At 59.8% G+C, this 18,219-nt stretch carries 12 protein-coding genes; 11 read left to right on the top strand and 1 reads right to left on the bottom strand.

The window, feature by feature from the left end; all coding sequences use genetic code 11:
- Positions 1–194: 194 nt before the first annotated feature.
- The gene (locus H926_RS0107915; protein WP_022675815.1) at positions 195–1,505 is read left to right on the top strand and encodes an O-antigen ligase; all 1,311 of its coding nucleotides are present in this window, start codon (positions 195–197) and stop codon (positions 1,503–1,505) included.
- On the opposite strand, the gene H926_RS26255 is transcribed toward H926_RS0107915, so the two are convergent.
- Positions 1,502–3,448 carry an acyltransferase family protein gene (locus tag H926_RS26255; RefSeq protein WP_158441955.1) on the bottom strand — a complete coding sequence of 649 codons (1,947 nt, stop codon included), beginning with the start codon at positions 3,446–3,448 and terminating at the stop codon, positions 1,502–1,504. The genes H926_RS0107915 and H926_RS26255 overlap by 4 nt on opposite strands.
- 125 nt (positions 3,449–3,573) lie before the next feature.
- On the opposite strand from H926_RS26255, the gene H926_RS26250 reads away from it, so the two are divergent.
- The 10 genes from H926_RS26250 to H926_RS26245 all read left to right on the top strand — a co-directional run bounded on the left by H926_RS26250 (position 3,574) and on the right by H926_RS26245 (position 17,860).
- Positions 3,574–4,803 (top strand): glycosyltransferase family 4 protein, encoded by a 1,230-nt coding sequence (locus H926_RS26250; RefSeq protein WP_022675812.1) that lies wholly within the window; start codon positions 3,574–3,576, stop codon positions 4,801–4,803.
- Complete coding sequence (locus H926_RS0107895; protein WP_022675811.1) at positions 4,800–5,810, top strand: glycosyltransferase; 1,011 nt, start codon at positions 4,800–4,802, stop codon at positions 5,808–5,810. Before H926_RS26250 ends, H926_RS0107895 begins: the two co-directional genes overlap by 4 nt.
- Positions 5,807–7,006 carry a glycosyltransferase family 4 protein gene (locus H926_RS0107890; RefSeq protein ID WP_022675810.1) on the top strand — a complete coding sequence of 400 codons (1,200 nt, stop codon included), beginning with the start codon at positions 5,807–5,809 and terminating at the stop codon, positions 7,004–7,006. Before H926_RS0107895 ends, H926_RS0107890 begins: the two co-directional genes overlap by 4 nt.
- Positions 7,007–7,041: 35 nt before the next feature.
- Positions 7,042–8,139 (top strand): glycosyltransferase, encoded by a 1,098-nt coding sequence (locus H926_RS0107885; RefSeq protein WP_028657739.1) that lies wholly within the window; start codon positions 7,042–7,044, stop codon positions 8,137–8,139.
- A 142-nt stretch (positions 8,140–8,281) separates the two neighbouring features.
- Entirely contained in the window at positions 8,282–9,640 is a 1,359-nt protein-coding gene (locus tag H926_RS0107880; RefSeq protein ID WP_022675808.1) for an O-antigen ligase, read from the top strand.
- A gap of 176 nt (positions 9,641–9,816) precedes the next feature.
- Positions 9,817–10,650: a WecB/TagA/CpsF family glycosyltransferase gene (locus H926_RS0107875; RefSeq protein WP_022675807.1), complete on the top strand. Its 834-nt coding sequence runs from the start codon at positions 9,817–9,819 to the stop codon at positions 10,648–10,650.
- A gap of 66 nt (positions 10,651–10,716) precedes the next feature.
- Positions 10,717–13,143: a sialidase family protein gene (locus H926_RS0107870; protein WP_022675806.1), complete on the top strand. Its 2,427-nt coding sequence runs from the start codon at positions 10,717–10,719 to the stop codon at positions 13,141–13,143.
- A 547-nt stretch (positions 13,144–13,690) separates the two neighbouring features.
- Positions 13,691–14,230, top strand: coding sequence for a polysaccharide biosynthesis/export family protein (locus H926_RS0107865; RefSeq protein WP_237740991.1), 540 nt, complete (start codon positions 13,691–13,693; stop codon positions 14,228–14,230).
- 224 nt (positions 14,231–14,454) lie between these two features.
- Entirely contained in the window at positions 14,455–15,660 is a 1,206-nt protein-coding gene (locus H926_RS31605; protein ID WP_158441954.1) for an outer membrane beta-barrel protein, read from the top strand.
- Positions 15,661–15,730: 70 nt separating this feature from the next.
- On the top strand, positions 15,731–17,860 hold the full coding sequence (locus tag H926_RS26245) for a polysaccharide biosynthesis tyrosine autokinase (protein WP_158441953.1): 2,130 nt from the start codon (positions 15,731–15,733) through the stop codon (positions 17,858–17,860).
- The last annotated feature ends 359 nt before the right edge of the window (positions 17,861–18,219 follow it).

The following is an 18,219-nucleotide window of genomic DNA, read 5'->3' as shown; positions in this document are numbered from 1 at the left end:
TTCGGTGCAGCGCCGAAGCGCTGCCGGACCGCTCGTCTCGCAATGGGGCGGTCTCCTCGGCATGCCGGCGGTGATGGGGGTGGGGCGAGTCCGGCGCCGAACGGCCAGGGCCGTCAGGAAAATTTCGTATCTTTGGCAGTTCGCAATCGCTTCAACGGCTGGCGGCTCTCGCAGATTAATCTATACAGGCGGTCATGGCATCTTCTTCCGGCACCCTGACCTCCCGCATCCTGATCTTCTCGGGGCTGGCTTTTTTCCTTTTGGTCCTGATCGGTCCGGTCATTACCAACATGGACGGCCAGAACGGGACGGACAGTGGCAGTTTGTTGCGTCAGGTCGGCTATATCCTGACCTTCGGCCTGCTGGTCTTTGCTGTGTTGCGCGAGGGGCATGGCACCTGGGCGCTTAAGGTGCCACTTCCCATTGGTATTGCGCTCGCATGGTGCTGGATCAGCTTGGCCTGGGCAATCAATTTTGACGTCGCGCTGCAGCGTGTCGTTCTGACCACGATTTCGGTGTGGTTTGCGTTCATCCTGGTGCGCGGCGGCGGTTACGAACGCTCGCTCGAGGTTCTGCGGCTCGTGCTCGTGATCGCACTGGTGGCCAACTACCTGACCGTTTGGCTCGATCCGTCTTTCGGTATCCACCTGTCCTATGATGTGACAGCCCTGTACGGGAACTGGCGCGGGATGATGGGCCACAAGAACTTTGCCGGAGCCGTGGCGGCGATCACGATCCTGCTGTTCGTGTTCGGTCCGGGCCGGCTCCACCTAGCTGTTCGTCTCACGATTATCGCGGCTGCAACCTACTTCCTCTACAAGACCCAGTCGAAGACGTCCGGCGGCATGGTTGTCATCGCGCTGATCGCGGGCTGGATCTTCCTGCGTTTCGATCGCACTATCCGGCGCTTTGCCATTCCCTTGCTCATGGTCCTGTCGGCAGCGATGCTCTTCCTCGACAGCATCTTCTTCAGCGCGACATCGTACGACCAAATCCTCAATCCGAAGGCATTTACCGGGCGTGGCCTCATCTGGGGCACGCTGCTGCGCTACGCCCAAGACAACTGGCTGCTCGGCACGGGCTTCGGGTCGTTCTGGAACGTCGGGTTCGAAAGCCCCGTCTACACTTACGGGACTGGCTTCGTGCGCGAGATTTCGGTGGGGCACAACGGATACCTCGACCTCCTCGTCACCATCGGTGCGCCCGGTTTGGCGCTCGCACTGATCGCGACCGTCATTGTACCCACCGTGAGGTTGCTCACCAGCGCCGTGTCGGCGCGCCGCGGCGCGCTCGCGGTTGCCCTGCTGGTCTTCTGCGTCGGGCATAACTGCACCGAGAGCAGCCTTTTCGAGCGAGACAGCTTCGTCGGCGTCATGATGATGATTGCCGTGGCTTATGCCTATGGCTGGTACGCGCGCGACGAGCGAAAGGGGCAATCATCAGCGGGTGGTCAGGATGTCTTTGCGGCGCTGCGCAAGCGGACCAAGACCGTTACCCAGATTTAGCGATTACCGGCCTGGGTTGCGATGCTTGCGGCCATCTCGGCTGCAAGTTCCGGGGTCACGTGTGTGCGATCCATGTGCAGGGGACCTCCTGTCGCGCTGAAGCGGCGGCAGCGCCCATTTGGGCATTCAAGGGCAAACCACGAGACGTAGTGTGCACCGGTCGACGGGATCAGCTGACGCATGCGCGCGTCAAGGGGCATACGGTCGACGATCCTGAGCGTTTCAAGATGCGAAAGATCATTGTTCAGCATGGCGCGCGCAAGGGCGTCCGGCACGTCCGCATCGTACTCAACCACCGGTCCCACGACCACTACGCGAGATCCGCGCGCGCGCAGATATGCGATCGTCTTGACCAGGGCCGGCATGTCTTCGCTGTACCAGCGGCCAGCCAGCACTACCGTCTCGATCTTGCGGAGATCCACCTTGTGATAGGCCGCGTTCACGATGGCGCGACAACCGGGGAGCCCCGGTCCCTCCAGTAGCGGCCGGCAGCCTGCAGCCGTTGCCTGAACCAGATGCGCGCCTGGCATCGCCTGGCGCAGGGCGAGTGACAGCTGCCCGGCATGACTATCGCCAACCAGCATGATGTTGGGGCGGTCCGTGGCAGGAACCAGGCAGGTAGGATCGTAGGCGCGTCCGGTGGGGATTACGAAGCAGTGATCCAGATCGAACTGCGCACGCCCCGCAGGCGTGCTGTCAAAACTCTGGTAGGCAGCAACTTTGGCTACTGCAGGAGGCAACGCGACGATCTGCCAGGCAGCACCAGCAATGACGAGGCCGGCTACGGCAAAACACGCAATCCCGGCAAATGCGGTGGCGACGAAGCGGATCGGCGAGCCGGAAGGCACGCCTGGATCGCGAACACCGCGCCACCGCCGCAGGGCCGGGCGCTCGACGAGCCAGTAGGACAGGGTCGCCGCTGTGAAGGACATCGTCAGCAGAATCGCGCTGTCGGTAAAGCTCAGCGTCGCAGGCCGATCGATCATGTAGAAGGCGATGATCGGGCGATGCCACAAATAGAGCGAGTAGGAGAGACGGCCGATTGCGCGCAGCGGCCGGGTCTCGAGCAGGCGCGCGGCAGCCGTGCCGGGCAGATAGGCCAGCAACACGGCGGCGCCGATCACGGGGGGCAGCGCAAAGGGAACAGGGAACGGCCATGTCGCGCCAATCCGTACCGCGCATACCACGATCGCGACCAGGGCGAACATGCACAGCATTGATCGCCACCGGGCGGATTCGATACGCGGGTAGCAACGCAGCGCGACCAGCGCGCCGAGCATGAGTTCCCATGCGCGCGAGGGCAGCAGAAAGTACCCGCCGTTCGGGTCGCGTGCAGCAAACCATCCGCCGATCAGGAACGAAGCGATCGCTATCGCTCCGAGTGTCCGGATCAGAACCCTGCGTTCTGCGCTGCGCAGTGCCAGGAGGAGAAGCGGGTAGAATAGATAGAATTGCTCTTCCACCGCCAGCGACCATGTGTGGATCAAGGGTTGGACTTCAGCCTTTTGCGCGAAGTAGCCGCTGGTCAGGTAGAAATAGATGTTGGAGCCAAACAGGCTGGTAGCAGCCGCACTCTTGCCAAGGTCCTGGAGAGAAATCGGCAGCAGCAGCCAGCATCCCGCCACTAGCGTTGCGGCGATCATGAGGCCCAAAGCGGGAAGGATTCTCACCGCGCGGCGCTGATAGAACCCTAACAGCGAGAAGTGCCCCTGCGCAATTTCGCGCGTGATGATCTCGGTGATCAGATACCCCGAAATCACGAAAAAGACGTCGACGCCAACAAAGCCGCCTTTGATGAATGTCAGCCCGCAGTGCAGCAGGAGAATCGGCAGGATGGCGACAGCGCGCAATCCATCGATATCCGGGCGATACCTCAATGGTTCACGGCTGAAGTGCGGTCCGCCAGCGAGATCGTTACGCTGAGCGCTGGCAGTAGTCGGCAAGTTCGCCCCCATGAATGTGCCAAGACCCGTGGAACCTGCTCGACGCCAAGAGGTCATCCTGATAGACGCTTGGCAGCGCCAATGGGGGGCCGTCAAGCAGCGCGGCGGGAATAGCATTCGGATCCATGATTTCAATCGCAACGCCAAATAGTGCTACGGGTTGGGTCGCGGAGGGCAGGCAGGTCCGCCCGCGGGTTCTCCAGATCATTACCAAGCTCGACATGGGCGGGGCTGAAGTCATCGCGCTTGATCTGGTGAGCGCATTGCAGCGATCGACCGATTTCGCGGTGGCTACCGTGCTCGACGTGGAGCCGACCCCTGTCGGGCGCGCCATGCGCGCGCAACTTGCCGATCTCGATATTCCCATCTTCCTGGGCGCGCGTGGCCACTACAAGAAAGGCGGCGCGATCGTTGCCGCCTGGCGTCTTGCACGCGCGGTCTCGCATTTCCAGCCGGACGTGGTGCACTTGCACACCGAAATGCCCGAGCTCACCTGGGCGATCGCCCGGATGTTGTTCCCGTGGACGCGGCGCGTCGCCATGGTGCGCACCGTGCACAACAGTGAATTGTGGATTGCTTGGGGCGGGATCGGGCGTTGGGTTACGGATCGACTGGCGACAGCACGCGCTGTCTCGGTGTCGCAGGCCGCCGCAGAAGCCGATGCGGCGATCGGCACGCGGCGCCCGCGACCACAAGCTGAGGTCATCTACAATGGCGCGCGGGTGCCTCCGCCGGCACTTGGCGGGGGCGAGGCTTCTGGCAGTGAGGTTGGCGATGGAGGCGGTGTGGGGCCGGCAAGGGCTGCGGTTAGCGTGCTCTTCGCGGGCCGGTTAATCGCTCAAAAAGGCCCCGACCTGCTCCCGGCGATCCTGGCATCGGCCCATGCCGCTTGCCCTCGAGCGGACGTCAAGGTCCAGATCGCAGGAACCGGACCGCTCGAGGAAGCCCTGCGCGCTGAGTTGGCCGGGATTGCGCCTCGCTGGGTGATTGAGATGACCCCGCCCATCGGCGGGTTGTCGCTGCGCCTTCGCGAGTTTGACGCTGTGTTGATGCCATCGCGTTTCGAGGGATTCAGCGTGCTTGCCATCGAGACGCTCCTCTCCGGGGTGCCGCTTGTTGCGACACGCGCCCCCGGGCTCGTTGAGGCCTTGCCCGCTGATTATCCGTTCTGCGCGGCCGTGGACGACGCGCAGATGCTGGGATTGACGCTCGCGAGGATCCTGGAGGCGCCGCAAGCCGCCCAGCAACAGGCTGCTGCGTTCGTTCCCGAACTGACCTCGCGGTTTGCGCCCGAGGCGATGATCGCGCGCTACGGCGACATCTATCACGAAGAGCATCGCAGGACGGCTCCATGAGCGCGTCGCCTCTGGTCTCTATCGGCATCAAGGCCTTGAACGAGGAGGGCCATATCGCCGCGGCGGTGACCAGCGCGCTGGCCTCCCTTTCGGATATCGACGGCGAAGTCGTGCTCGCGGACAGTGGTTCGCATGACCGCACTGCGGCCATCGCTCTGGAGTTCGCCGCCCGCGGCGCCCCGGTTCGTGTCTGGCAGCTCAGCAATCCGGCCGAGCGGTGCTGCGGGATCGGTGCCCAACTCGCTTACCAGCAGGCGCAGGGCGAGTTTTTCTACCTGCTTGACGGTGACATGGTGCTCGATCCGGCTTTCATCAGCGCTGGCCTCGCCTTTCTGCGCGACAACCCGGACTATGCCGCGGTTGGGGGGCGCGTCATCGAGGCGCAGACGCAAAGCATCGAGTTTGAGTTGCGGGCGCGTTCCGATCTGGAAAAAGGTTCCGCTCTTGCTGGGGATGTCGATCGCCTGGACTGCGGCGGGCTCTATCGTTGTGCTGCGATTCGCTCGGTGGGATACTTCGCTGATCGCAATCTGCATGCATTCGAGGAATTCGAACTGGGCGCGCGATTGCGGGCGCAAGGTTGGAAGTTGGCCCGGATCGATCAGCTGGCAGTCCACCACTATGGCCATGCGGTCGGTGGCTACCGCCTGATGCTCAAGCGCCTGCGCAGCGGCTATGCTGGCGGCCCAGGGGAGGTGGTTCGCGCGGGATTGCGCCGCCGACATCAAAGTCAGATCGTGCGCAATTTCTCGCAATTGCGCAACGGCATCGCGGTCTGGGCGTGGTGGATATGCCTTCTTGCCAGCATGCTGTGCGGGCAATGGGGGCTATTCGCTGGGCTGCTTGCGGTACCTATTGCCTTTCTCTCTTGGCGACGCGGTGGCTTGCGTCTCGGACTCTATTCTTTGGCGACGTGGAACGTGAATGCGATCGGATTGATCCAAGGCATGGTCCGTGCGCGTACAGCTCCAACGCAGCCGATAGCGGCAAAGGCGCTGCACCCATGACAGCGGCCCGCACTGGCAAGCGTTTGCTCATCGTCCATTCTGCTGGTGATTTTCGCGAAGCATGGCGGTTGCGAGCGCGATCCGGAAGCGAGGTGTATTACGGTCACGGCTATATCCTCGATCAGCTTGCGCACATGGCGGAGCGCTTCGAGGATGTCGGCTATCTGTGCTGCGCGGCGCCGCTCTACGATGAGCGCCTGCCTAATGGCGCGCGCGTGCTCGGCGCTGGTGCGGATCCCTACCGCGACCTCAAACCGGCATTGGCGGTGATGGCACGGTTCGATCCAACCCATGTCGTCATCCATGGCCCCCTACCAGCCTTACTGCGCTGGGGGCTGGGCCGGCGTATCACGGTTGGTTGCTTGCTGGCCGATTCGTTTCACCTCGATCCGATCCGGCGCTGGTGGCGCTATCGCCAGTTGCCTCGATTGCTGAATATGCCGGGTGTCAGCCTCGTTGCCAATCACGGCGTAAATGCTGCACGTGGCCTGGTTGATCTCGGCGTCTCGGCGCGTAAGGTACTGGCGTGGGATTTTCCGCATGAGCGCTCACCGCGAGACAGCCTTCCCAAACAGCTCGCACCCGGGCGCACGCGGCGCTTGCTCTATGCCGGATCCATTGTGCGGTCCAAAGGCATTGGCGAGCTGATTCGGGCAGTGGCTCGACTGACCCCGGCGCACGACATTCGCCTTGAAATCGCTGGTGCCGGGAAGGTGGAGGCGTACCGCCAGCTAGCGCGGCGCCTCGGTGTTGCCGATCGCGTCACATTTCTTGGCCTTATCCCCAATACGGCGGTGCGAGAGCATATGCGGGCTGCCGATGCTGTGGTCGTGCCCAGTCGTCATGCCTTTCCCGAGGGATTACCTCTGACATTGTATGAAGCGCTGACGTCGCGGACACCGCTCATCGCCTCGGATCATCCGATGTTTGCTGGACATTTGCGGGACGGAGAAAGCGCACTAATTTTCCCGGCGGGGAGCGTCGCGGGCCTGGCCGATGCAATCGGGCGGCTGTTCGGCGACACAACGCTTTACGCAATCCTCTCGCGACAATCGCACTTGGCCTGGGAGAGGATGCAGTGCCCGGTGAAATGGGGAACACTGATCGAACGGTGGGTCAACGATGATGTCGAGGATCGCGCTTGGTTGCGTGGGCATACTTTGGCCGCCGATTCACCCGGGGAGTTGGTGACGTGAGCGCGAGGTTGCCGCGCGGCGGTTGGTACTTTGCCATGACGCACAGTGCGCCGGGAGGACTGCGCGAGATATGGAACGATGTGGCAGACGGCCTGGCGCAGCGCGGCCACGTGGTTGGCCGCTTCGTCCTCTATCCTGACGGTCGGGGCGGCGACGGCCGGGACGCGCAGCGAGAAGGGTGGCACCACGTGTTGCAACGTCGGCCGGCGGGGCCAGTCGGTCTGTTTCGGCTGATGGTTGCGCTTATCCGCTGGTTGCGCTCTGCGCGGCCCGATGTGGTCGTGACCGCCATGCCGTTCGCCAATGTTGTCGTGCCAGTGGCTGCTACCCTTGCCAGAACCGGCACGCGTGTCGTCGTCACCCACCACTCTCCGCAAGCAACCCACCATCGGATCACCGCTCGGCTGGACGCGCTCTCGGGCCGCCTTCCCGCAGTGAAGCGGATCGTCTGCGTGTCAGCCGCTGTTGCCAATTCGTTTGCGGCAGTTTCGCGGCGGTACCGAAACAAGCTGGAGGTCATTCACAATGCTCTCCCTCAGCACATTGAGGGATTTGCTGATGAGCTTTATGCCACCCTCAAGCATACGGCACCGATCCCAGGTCGCTGCATTGCTGTCGGGCGTCTCAGCCACCAGAAAAACTACCCGCAACTGCTCCATGCTCTGGCAGCGATGACGAGCGGAACGCTGGATATCGTCGGCGGCGGCGAGGATGAAGAGACCTTGCGCGCCTTGGCAGGTGATCTCGGGATCGCGCATCGGGTCAATTTCCTCGGACAGATGAGCCGCCTTGACGCGCTACGCCAGTGCGCGAGGGCGCAGGTGTTTGTGCAGGTAAGCCATTACGAGGGGCATAGTCTGGCTTTGATCGAGGCCGCGCGCTTGGGTCTGCCGCTTGTTGTGTCGAGCGTACCCGTGCAATGCGAAGGCATCACCGACAAGGCAGGTAACCTATGTGGCCAAGCCGTTGCGCTTGGCGATCCAGCAGCGTTGGCAGCCGTACTGCAAACATTGCTGGCCGACGATAGCGCGCGCGGTGTCTGGGCAGAGCGTGCGCGGCGCCTCGGCCTGGAAATTAGCAGCGCGGCGATGGTCAACAAGTATGAAACGCTGCTCAGCAGAATCGCGGCGTGATTATGCCTCGACACATGCGCAGCCAGTGGGCAGGGTCGGCGGCGATGACGCGTAGACCATTGTCTTTTTGCCGAGCGCTTCCGACTCGCGTGATGCCGGGCGTTGCGCCATGGTAAGGCTCTCCACTGGCGCAAGGCGCCTGATGCTGGAAGACCGCCGCAATGTGGAGATGGCGAGGCGTCGCCTGCTGTCCGTCGGCGCGTTCGTCCTGTTGATGATGACGGCAGTGGGAACCAGCTTGTTCTTCGCTACGTCGGCCAGCGGTGACAGTGCCGGTGGCGATGCCTTTCGCCAGCTGGGCATGCTGGGGGCCTGTGCGCTTCTGCTCATTGCGCAGATCGATTTCGAAGGCACCCGGCCGCCGATGGCCATGCCGCTGACCCTGTGGTTACTCCTTGGCTATTGTCTGCTTTCGATCAGTTGGTCTCTCGTTCCGCTGATCTCACTTCGCCGGTTGATCTCGTTCGGCCTCACCACGTGGGTGGTGGTTCGGGTAGTCGGTGATCTTGGTGCTGTCCGCACGCTCAGCTTGTTGCGTTGGATTCTCGTCGGGCTCGTGCTTGCCAGTTTTCTGGCTGTCTTTTTCAGCCCTCTGGCAGTACACACCGCCGTGCTGGGCGATACCGATACGACCGCGGGCGACTGGCGCGGGGTCTTCAGTCACAAGAACGCTGCAGGTCCGGTCATGGCAATGACGATCCTGCTCTTCCTGTTCGATCGCCGCCGCCTGTCATGGCTCATCTGCATTCCGGTGATCCTGCTGTCCGGCTTTTTCCTGTACAAGACCAACTCCAAGACCTCGATGCTGGTGCTGCCGCCTGCGATCTTGGTTGGATATCTCATGCTCTATTATAACCCGCGTCAGCGCTTTTTCGTGTGGGCCGGAGCGCTCACGGCGCTATGCGTGGGTATCGCGTTCTTGGTGTCTTCACCGAGCGTCGCGCGGATGCTCGACGATCCGCGCGCGTTTACGGGGCGCGGACGAATCTGGCATATTCTTTTTGAATATGCGCGCGAGAATCCTTGGTTTGGAACCGGCTACGCGGCGTTCTGGCAAATTGGGCCAGCCAGTCCGGTCTACAAGCTCGATAGCGGCTGGGTCGCAAAGTTTGTTGGCCATGGTCATAATGGATATCTGGACATGCTGGTGACAATCGGTCTGCCAGGTATGACGCTTGCCATCTTCGCAATGCTCGTCTGGCCGGTATTCAAGCTGCTGTCCGCTTGGCAGATCAGCCGTTCACGTCGCGCGATTCTGGCTGCGACCATCTTTTATTGTGCGATGCACAATTTGAGCGAGTCGTCGTTGCTGGGTAGCACGCCGGTGCAGATCATGCTGCTGGTGGCTGTCGTCCTGACTCATCATCTGGCGGCGCAGAGTGAGGGCCAGCATCAGGTTTTGCAGCGGCGGCTGCAGCAACGCTTTTCCTTTCGTGGTATTCCGAGCCTTGGTGTGGGAGCAGGCCGATTTGGCCCCCAGGACGTACGCCGCCAACGTTAGCCGGTCGGGAGACAAGGCGTTCGCTATTTGACAATCACCGTCTATAAGTATTGCGGTTCCGAGGATACCGCGTCCGGTGAGGCGATACCGCGGCTGTCTTATTCTGTTGCATTGCGGCAAAATCGTTGCAAAGAGGTCATTAACTGAACCCCGCTCAGGGCTCCCGAGGTGCACGCTTGATCGATAAATCCGACGATCTGGAATTGAGCGCCGAAGTGATCCGCGTGTTGGATTCTGCCGACTGGTTCTCCCATCCCGAGACTGTCACGGTCGCCGGACTGCCAATCGTGCGTTTGACGCGCGAACAGATGTGCCGCATCATGGTGCGCGATACCGCCAGAGCGCGATCGGGCGACCTGCAACGGCCACGCGTCATTACGTCTGCCAACGGCAATACGATCGCAATGTACCACTCGCAGCCAGCCTTCCGCGCTCTGATCGATCAGATGGACCTGATCAACGCTGACGGCATGCCGTTGGTCTATGCGAGCCGGATGTTTTGCACCCATCCACTGCCCGAACGCTTGGCGACGACAGATTTTATTCTTGATGCCTCGGCGGAGGCGGCGCGCGCTGGTACTCGCTTTTACTTCCTCGGGGCGCGTGCCGGGGTGGCTGAACGCGCAGCCGCGTATTTGCAGGCGCGATACCCCGGCCTTGAAGTTGTTGGCGCTCGCAATGGGTACTTCGAACATCGTGAGCTTGCTGGTATCTGCGCCGACATTCGCCGTTCCGGTGCCGATGTTCTATGGCTGGGGCTTGGCTGTGGACTTCAGGAAGCCATTGCCCTGGAGTGTCGCGATCAACTCGAAGGCGTTGCCTGGATCCACACGTGCGGCGGCTTGTTTGATTACTATGGGGCAGGGGTCTCGCGTGCGCCGATCTGGATGCGTCGGGCTGCGCTCGAATGGGCATACCGCGGAGCGCGCGAGCCGATCCGCTTGGGATGGCGCTATCTCACGACCAATCCCAGGGCCTTCTGGCACCTTGCTACCAAGACTCATGACTGAAGTCGCGACAACCTCGTGCGCCGGCTTTTCTGACGCCATTTGCCCGGGACAACCAAGGAAGCAGCAGTGCCCCGCGATCGCCAGAACATTCGTTTCGAACAGTTCGTTCAGCCCAAGCGCCGGGGGCGCAAAGTAATGGCCTGGAGCGGGGCGGCTCTGGCCTTGGCCGCCATCGCGGCAGGCGCGGCTGCCTATCTGCATCGCAACGATCCTGAACCTCTGGCCACGACGCCCCCGCCGGCTCTTTCACAGGCCGGCGGCCCGGTTGCCAACGAGGCCTATCGCTGGTCGGCCGTGGCTGTCGGCGGTGGTGGCTTCATCACGGGCCTGTCCATGGATCCGGCTGGCAAAACGTTTGTCGCGCGAGCCGACGTTTACGGTGCCTATTTGTGGGACAGTGCAGCAAATCGCTGGGTGCAGCTCGCTACATCTGCGACTATGCCTGCGATGAATCGGGTCCAGGACGGCGTTGCTACCGGCGCTTTCGAAGTTGCTGTCGCTCCGTCCCGCCCGGACCGCATTTACCTGGCAATCAAGGGTCAGGTCTATCGCTCGGATGACCGTGGTCAGTCCTGGGTTGTTGCAAGCGAAGGCAATCCTTTCCCGCTGACGTGGGATGCCAATAGCGATTGGCGCCTCTACGGACCGTTTCTCGCTGTCGACCCAGGCAATCCGGACATCGTTCTGCTCGGTTCGCCAGCCGATGGGATGTGGCGCAGCAGCGATGCGGGCCGGTCCTGGCGTCGCGTCACCTCACTTCCTCCGAGCGTCGATCGCAACCCGCAGGCCGAGGGCATGCAGGCGCCGGGCTCCCAGGTCTGGTTCGACGCGGCGAACAGAGCGTCTGGCGCACGCGTCTTTGCCTTCGTTTCGGGACGTGGAATGTACGTCTCGCGCGATCAGGGTGCTACTTTCGCGCCTTTGCCCAGTGCCGGCATCGCTCCGACGTCGCTTAACCGTGGTGCTTTCGATCACAAGGGCGGATTCATTGCAGCAGACGGGACCGGCAAGACGATCTGGCAATACAGAGATGGCATCTGGCACGATCTGGTGAAGGAAAAGAACCTGCGTGCAGCGCCCTATGCTGCTGTTGCAGTCGATCCCCGGAGCGATCGGATCGTAGTCTCCGATATTTCTGGCAGCGGCTATGTCAGCGAGGACGCGGGCGCGAACTGGGCAACGCTCTCGGCGTCAGCAAAGGTGGGGCAAGGCGATCCGCCTTGGCTCAAGATCGCCAATGGCTCCTTTTTCTCAACCGGCGACCTGCTTTTTGATCCGGTACGCCCCAACCGAATCTGGGTGGCAGAAGGTATGGGCGTTTTTTACGCTGACCTTCAGCCAGGTGCGACCAATCTCGAGTGGGTCAGCCAGACGCGCGGCATCGAAGAACTCGTCGCCAATGACATAACCCAGGCGCCGGGACACGCGCCGCTGTTTTCCGGCTGGGATTTCGGCACGCACATCAAATCGGATCTTGCCGCCTTTTCTACGCGGTTCGTCCCGCGTCGGTCATTCATTGCGGTACAACAGATAGACTGGACGCCGGCAGACCCGAGTTTCCTGGTCACCAACGCTTCCGACACCCGGCAATGCTGCTCGGACGACGGCAATGCGGTCATGGCTGGCTACAGCACGGACGGCGGCAATAGCTGGACGAAGTTTGCAACATTGCCAACGCCGCCCGGAACCAAGCCGGACGATCCGTGGCGTATGTCTTACGGAACCATCGCCGTAGCCTCAGACAACCGCGACAACATTGTCTGGGCGCCAGGGCGCAACCGCACGCCATTCTATACGACCGACCGCGGCGCCACCTGGCATCCGGTGCGGCTTGAGGGCGCGATAGGTGACAATACCGGTTCGTTCTTCGGAACATGGAACCAGCGGAAGACTCTGGCTGCAGACAAGGCCAAGCCGGCGACGTTCTATCTAGTGCATAGCGGCGAGGCTCCGAACGAGGGCCTCGCCGGGCTGTGGCGGACCACCAATGGCGGTGTCTCGTGGACGCAGGTATACCATGGCGAGATCGCCCCTAGCAGTGGCTTTGCAGCCAAGCTGCGTGCGGTGCCAGGCAAGACAGGGCATCTCTTCTTCACTTCCGCCTTTCCTTATACCACCGATACTCGGCTGCGCCGCAGCACGGATGGCGGGGCGCATTGGGAGGTGGTGAACGACGTCTCGCGCGTCGATGATATCGCCTTGGGCAAAGCGGCGAAAGGCGCGGACTATCCCGCAATTTACATCTCCGGCCGTGTGGTCGGTCAGTATGGAATCTGGCGGTCCATCGACAATACCAGGACATGGCAGAGGCTCGTCGAATTTCCTGTGGGTTCACTGGATATGGTGACTGTCCTCGGCGCTGATCCCGATGTCTTTGGGCGGGTCTATATTGGCTACAAAGGGTCAGGCTGGATTTGGGGCGAGCCTGCGCCATGCCATCCGTCGGCGTTGAAAGCTTTTGCAGTGCAGCAATGCAGTCGAGTAGGCGGGTAATGCCGTGGCAGCATTTTTTGACTCGTTTGGACAGCGCTTCCCCACAAGCCAAAGCTTGCGCTGCCGAGCAAGACCTGACGGAGGCGAAGGTTGCGTCTGTGCACCCAAAGTTGGACCGACGGTACGAGTGGAATTGATCGCTTGGGTAAGACTCATATTGCGTGTGCGAAGAAGTGCGCTTGAGCCACCGCGTTCGGCGCTGATTGTGAGATGAAAGTAGGAATTATTCTGCAAAGTGCAGAATAATGGGATAAAATAAAAAATCTCTGTAAGGGATAAAATCAGTAAATCCTGAAGTGAGAATTCAAAAAGCGCCCGGAGAAATGATTGTTTTAATAATAAATCTACTAGAAATTCGGAAAATTTTTTCGATATTTTCATTTTGGGGCGTCTATTTTCATTCGCGATGTGTCATAGGGACCGGTTTCTAGCGAAATTTCGGGGCTTGAACATTTTGGATTAGGTGCTTACACCCTTAGCGGTAGGCCAAAATCGGAAGGGCGTTAATTTCGTGGGATTGTGTAGGTATCTGACATTCCTGGCGCTCGTGGCCCTTGCCGGCTGTGCGGGGCCGAGCGGTTTGCGCGTTTCGTCGGGTGAGCGATATCAGCTCTCGGCCGACGTGAATGAAACCTATCTGCTTGGCGCAGGTGATAAGGTCAGGGTGACCGTATTCAACGAGCCTAACCTTTCTGGCGAGTTCGCCGTGGGATCTGATGGGACGATCTCGCTGCCTCTGGTCGGTGATCTGGTCGCTCAAGGGAAGACGACCAAGCTGGTCGCGGACGAGTTCGCGGCTAAGCTGGCTGATGGCTATCTTCTCAAGCCCAGCGTAGCGATGGAGGTTTCGGTCTACCGACCGTTCTTCATCCTCGGTGAAGTCGAGAAACCCGGTCAGTATCCCTACGCGAATGGCATGACTGCACTCAATGCGATTGCTACGGCCGGTGGGTACACCCCGCGTGCCAAGCGGACCGTGGTCTTTATTCGCAAGTTTGGTGAGGTGGCGGAAACTGAATATGACCTGACCTCCTCGCTTCGGATCTTGCCGGGCGATACTATCCGCCTCGGCGAGCGTTATTTCTGAGCTGGTCCGTGTCTGGGGGGGGGCAGCGATGCGGAGGCATCGTCCTGCGGCAGGAAGCTGATCGGCGCGTGGTGCGATCGGCCGCCCGGCGAGCCTTCCACTGTGCATGTGGATTTTGGCCATCAGTTTTGCCGAAAACCTACAGTGCTCTTGGGTTCATCGCAATTGTTGCATGTCCTGCGGTAGTGCGTGCCCAATCGGTTACGACTATACTTGACCCTTTCGTGCCGACCGAATTCGATCGGGGGCGGAATAAGAGCGTTGTCGAGGATGTCGATCCGCACTTCCTGCCAGTCGGCGTACGAGCGGGCAATTTCGAGCTCTTCCCTGCAATTTCATTTGCCTCAGGCGCAACCGATAACGTCTATATCAACAATGCTGGCAGGGTTGCCGATGCACTGTTCACGCTCAAGCCGCAGTTGCAGGCCTATTCTGATTGGTCGCGTCACAAGTTTTCTTTGAATGCCAGCACTGATATTGTTCGTTATGCACATCAGGGTTTGCGCAATAGGCAGGAATATACGATATTAAGTGCAGGGGATTTCGATATTTCGCGAGAACTTAAGCTTCGCGCCAAGCTTGATCTCGATCGTCGCGCCGAAACGCCGTATCTCAGTGAGCTGACTGTTAATGCATTTGTGCTTTCGCAATTCACTCGCTTCAATCCTGCGCTATCCGTTGTCCACGAGGCCGGCCAGACTCGTTTGACTGGAACGGTTGAGTATTATGCCTTCCGTTTCAATAACCTATCTTTTACGGATGGATCCGTACTGAGCCAAGCTGAGCGCAACAGGGACATCTATCGATATGCGCTCCAAGGTGATTACGCGGTTACGCCTAGCGTTGCGGCTTACTTGCAGATCAATACTGACCGCACCCGCTACCTTGCGCTGCGTTCGGATGGTTCGGCCAACCGCGGTGGGAATACCTATCGAGTGATTGGAGGTCTTGCATTAGATCTTTCAGGGTTGCTAAGAGGGAAAGTTGGAATTGGTTATACTCGTCGTCATTACGATGCTGCGCGGTATGGCAGCGTAGCTGGTTTGACGTTCGATTCCAATTTGCAGTTGTTTGTCTCTCCGCTCACTACAGTCACGATCGCGGTCCGCAGCACGTTCCAGGACATCAACTACAACGTCAACACTGGCGCTTACCGCGATGTTACCTGGTCTACTGGCGTAGATCATGCTCTACTGAGAAACCTCCTGCTGTCAGCCAGTGCACTGTGGATTCAGCGCAGTCCCGTCGAGAAGAACGACCGTCTTGGTCAGTCCATCGCACAGGTTCGCTTCCAGGGCGCTTATCAGGCAGATCGCTATACCAGTTTGGTCATTGGTCTGAGCTATGGGCGTGGGCGACCCACGAACAACTCGGGAAGCGTATCCTTCAATGAGTTGAGTGGACAAGCCTCAATCCAGTTGAGACTATGATAGTGAAAAACAATTTTTTCGAACTCACGTGCAGTGTGTCACGGCAAGGGGCGACGCAACAATGAAAGTCATGAACGACACGGCAGGTTACGAGGCACGTCTGGCCGATGTCATTCGCACGGCCCGCGACGTCGTGAAACGGCGGATCCTGACGTTAGGATTGGTCGCTGCTGGTGTCACAGTCCTTGGTGTGGCAGGAACGCTGTCGTTGAAGCCCGTCTATGAAGGCGTGGTTCGACTGCAGATCGATCCGTCGCGCAATCCGCTGGCACGCAGTGCGTCCGATGCCCAGGCCCAACTCGCAAGCGAGGCGATCGAGACGGAAGTTTCGGTGATCAACTCACTTGATTTGGGGCGGACAGTCGTCAAGCGGCTTAATCTGATCAGGGATCCTGAATTCAGCGAAGGAATCGCTCAGGCCGAGAAAAAAAGCGGCCCACTCAGTGAGTCCGACAAGCTCGATCGGGTTACCCGTCAGGTGATGGGAAATCTCGGGGTGAGCCGTGAAAAGCTCACCTATATCATTGGCATTCGCTATCGCGATCGCAACGCTGCCAAGTCGGCGACCATCGCAAACGCCTTTGCGACGGCTTACCTAGATACTCGCGTCGACACCAACATCGGCACTGCCGCCAGACAGTTCCAGTTCTTCGAGCAGCGGCTGCAAGAGCTTGCCAACGAAGCCCGTGCGGCCGACGACAAGGTTGCAGCGTTCCAGGCTGAACACAGCATCGTTAAGAGTGGAAACAATTCTCAGACAACGATTCTCGACCAACAGGTCGGTCCTCTTGCGACGCAGCTGAGTGTCGCCCAAGCGTCCGCAGAAGCTGCCCGAGCCCAGGTCGCTATGGCCAAGGCGCAGGTACGAGCAGGCCGTATCGACACCGTAGCAGACGTTCTCGACTCGCAGACCATCATTGATCTGCGGCGTCAGCGCGCAGAAGTGACTCGCGATCTCAGTCAAATTGAAAACCGCTATGGTCCGCGTCACCCCGAAGCGATTCGGGTTAAGGATCAGCTTGCGCAAATTGACGGACAGATCCGTGATGAAGCTAGTCGCATCATTCGTGCGCTCGAGGCAAAAGCGGCTGCTGGCGATGCCCAAGTCCGAGGGCTACGCCAGGAAATGGCAGGGCTAGAAAGCCAACAAGCCCAGGATGTGCGTGCACGGGTGACGGCCGATAGTCTGCAGCGCGACGCCGACTCCAAGCATGCTGCTTATGACAAAGCAGCGTCGCTCGCCATGGAAAGCCGTCAAGCATCGCAGAACTCGATTGCGCAGGCGCGAATCATTGATGCTGCTGAGACGCCAGCCGCCCCAGCATTTCCAAACAAGCCGCTTCTATTCCTCGTTTCGCTGCTCGTCGGCCTTGGCGCTGGTGTCGCCGTGATCACCGCACAGGAACTCATGGTTTCTGGCGTACGCAGTGTCGAGGATATTGAAGGCACACTTGGTATTCCGCTGATTGGCGCTATCCCGGCGCTGAAAAAAACGGAGCGCCCAGCTGATAATTTGCTGGACAAGCCAACGTCACAATTTGCCGAGGCATTGCGTAATATTCGCGCGTCGATCGTGGGCGTCAAAGCTGGGCTTGCGCGTCCCAAGCTTATTGCGCTGACGTCGGCAATGCCGTCTGAAGGTAAGACCACGACGGCTTTGGCACTTGCGCGGACCATGGCTTTGAATGGTAGCAAGACCATCCTGCTCGATGTCGACGTGCGCCGTGCACAATTACGTCAGATTGCTAGTAACGTCAAAGATATTGCAGGAACGGTGGAGCTCTTGCAGGGCTCAATTACGCTGGAGGAAGCTATCCAGCCTTCCGGTCTGGATGGCATGGATCAGATTCTGGTTCGTGCTCCATATTTCAGTTCCGAAAATCTGTTTGGCAACCAGGCGATGAATGACTTGTTGAGCAAGCTCTCGGAGATGTACGATGCAGTCATCCTCGATTTGCCGCCTCTTCTTGGTCTCGCAGACGGACGTTTTATCGCTGCACTTTCTGATGCGGTCGTGCTGATTGTAAAATGGGACGACACACCGCAGCACGTGGTTGAGTCAGCCGTCAATGCACTCAAGAGTGATGGCTCGAACCTTGTTGGTGCTGTGCTTTCGATGGTGGATCCTGGGGCGCGATCCGTTGGGAGCTACTATTATGATGAGAAGTACTCTCACTATTATACCCCTAAGAATATCTAGGCGGCGTGGAAAGGTTTTGTAGTGCCGCGGTTGGGAACGGAAAACTGCCAGTTCGAGGATACGAGGAGGCGCAATATTGGAAGTATTGCGCAACTAGTCTATGCGGAATTGGTGGTTTTTTGTCCAGGTTCACCGGGGAACTATAAAATGCCTTTGTGGCGTTGCCAGTGAACGGCATTGCTTGGAGCGAATTTCGATCAGTCAGGTCCTAACCGCATGAGCTGAATTAATTGGCGTATTCGGCAGGCCCGAAGAGATCGACGAACTAGCCGATGAGGTCCCAAAGGCCGGAGACGGTGCGCTCGCCGGCTTTTCTGAGGATGGCCTTGAGGTGTGAGAAGGGTAAGCGACGTTCTCAG

Origin of the sequence: Novosphingobium sp. B-7, from assembly GCF_000410615.1 — a bacterium.
Classification (GTDB): Bacteria; Pseudomonadota; Alphaproteobacteria; order Sphingomonadales; family Sphingomonadaceae; genus Novosphingobium; species Novosphingobium capsulatum.
The sequence above is the reverse complement of the archived record's forward strand: the minus strand, read 5'-3'. Positions and strand labels throughout refer to the sequence as shown.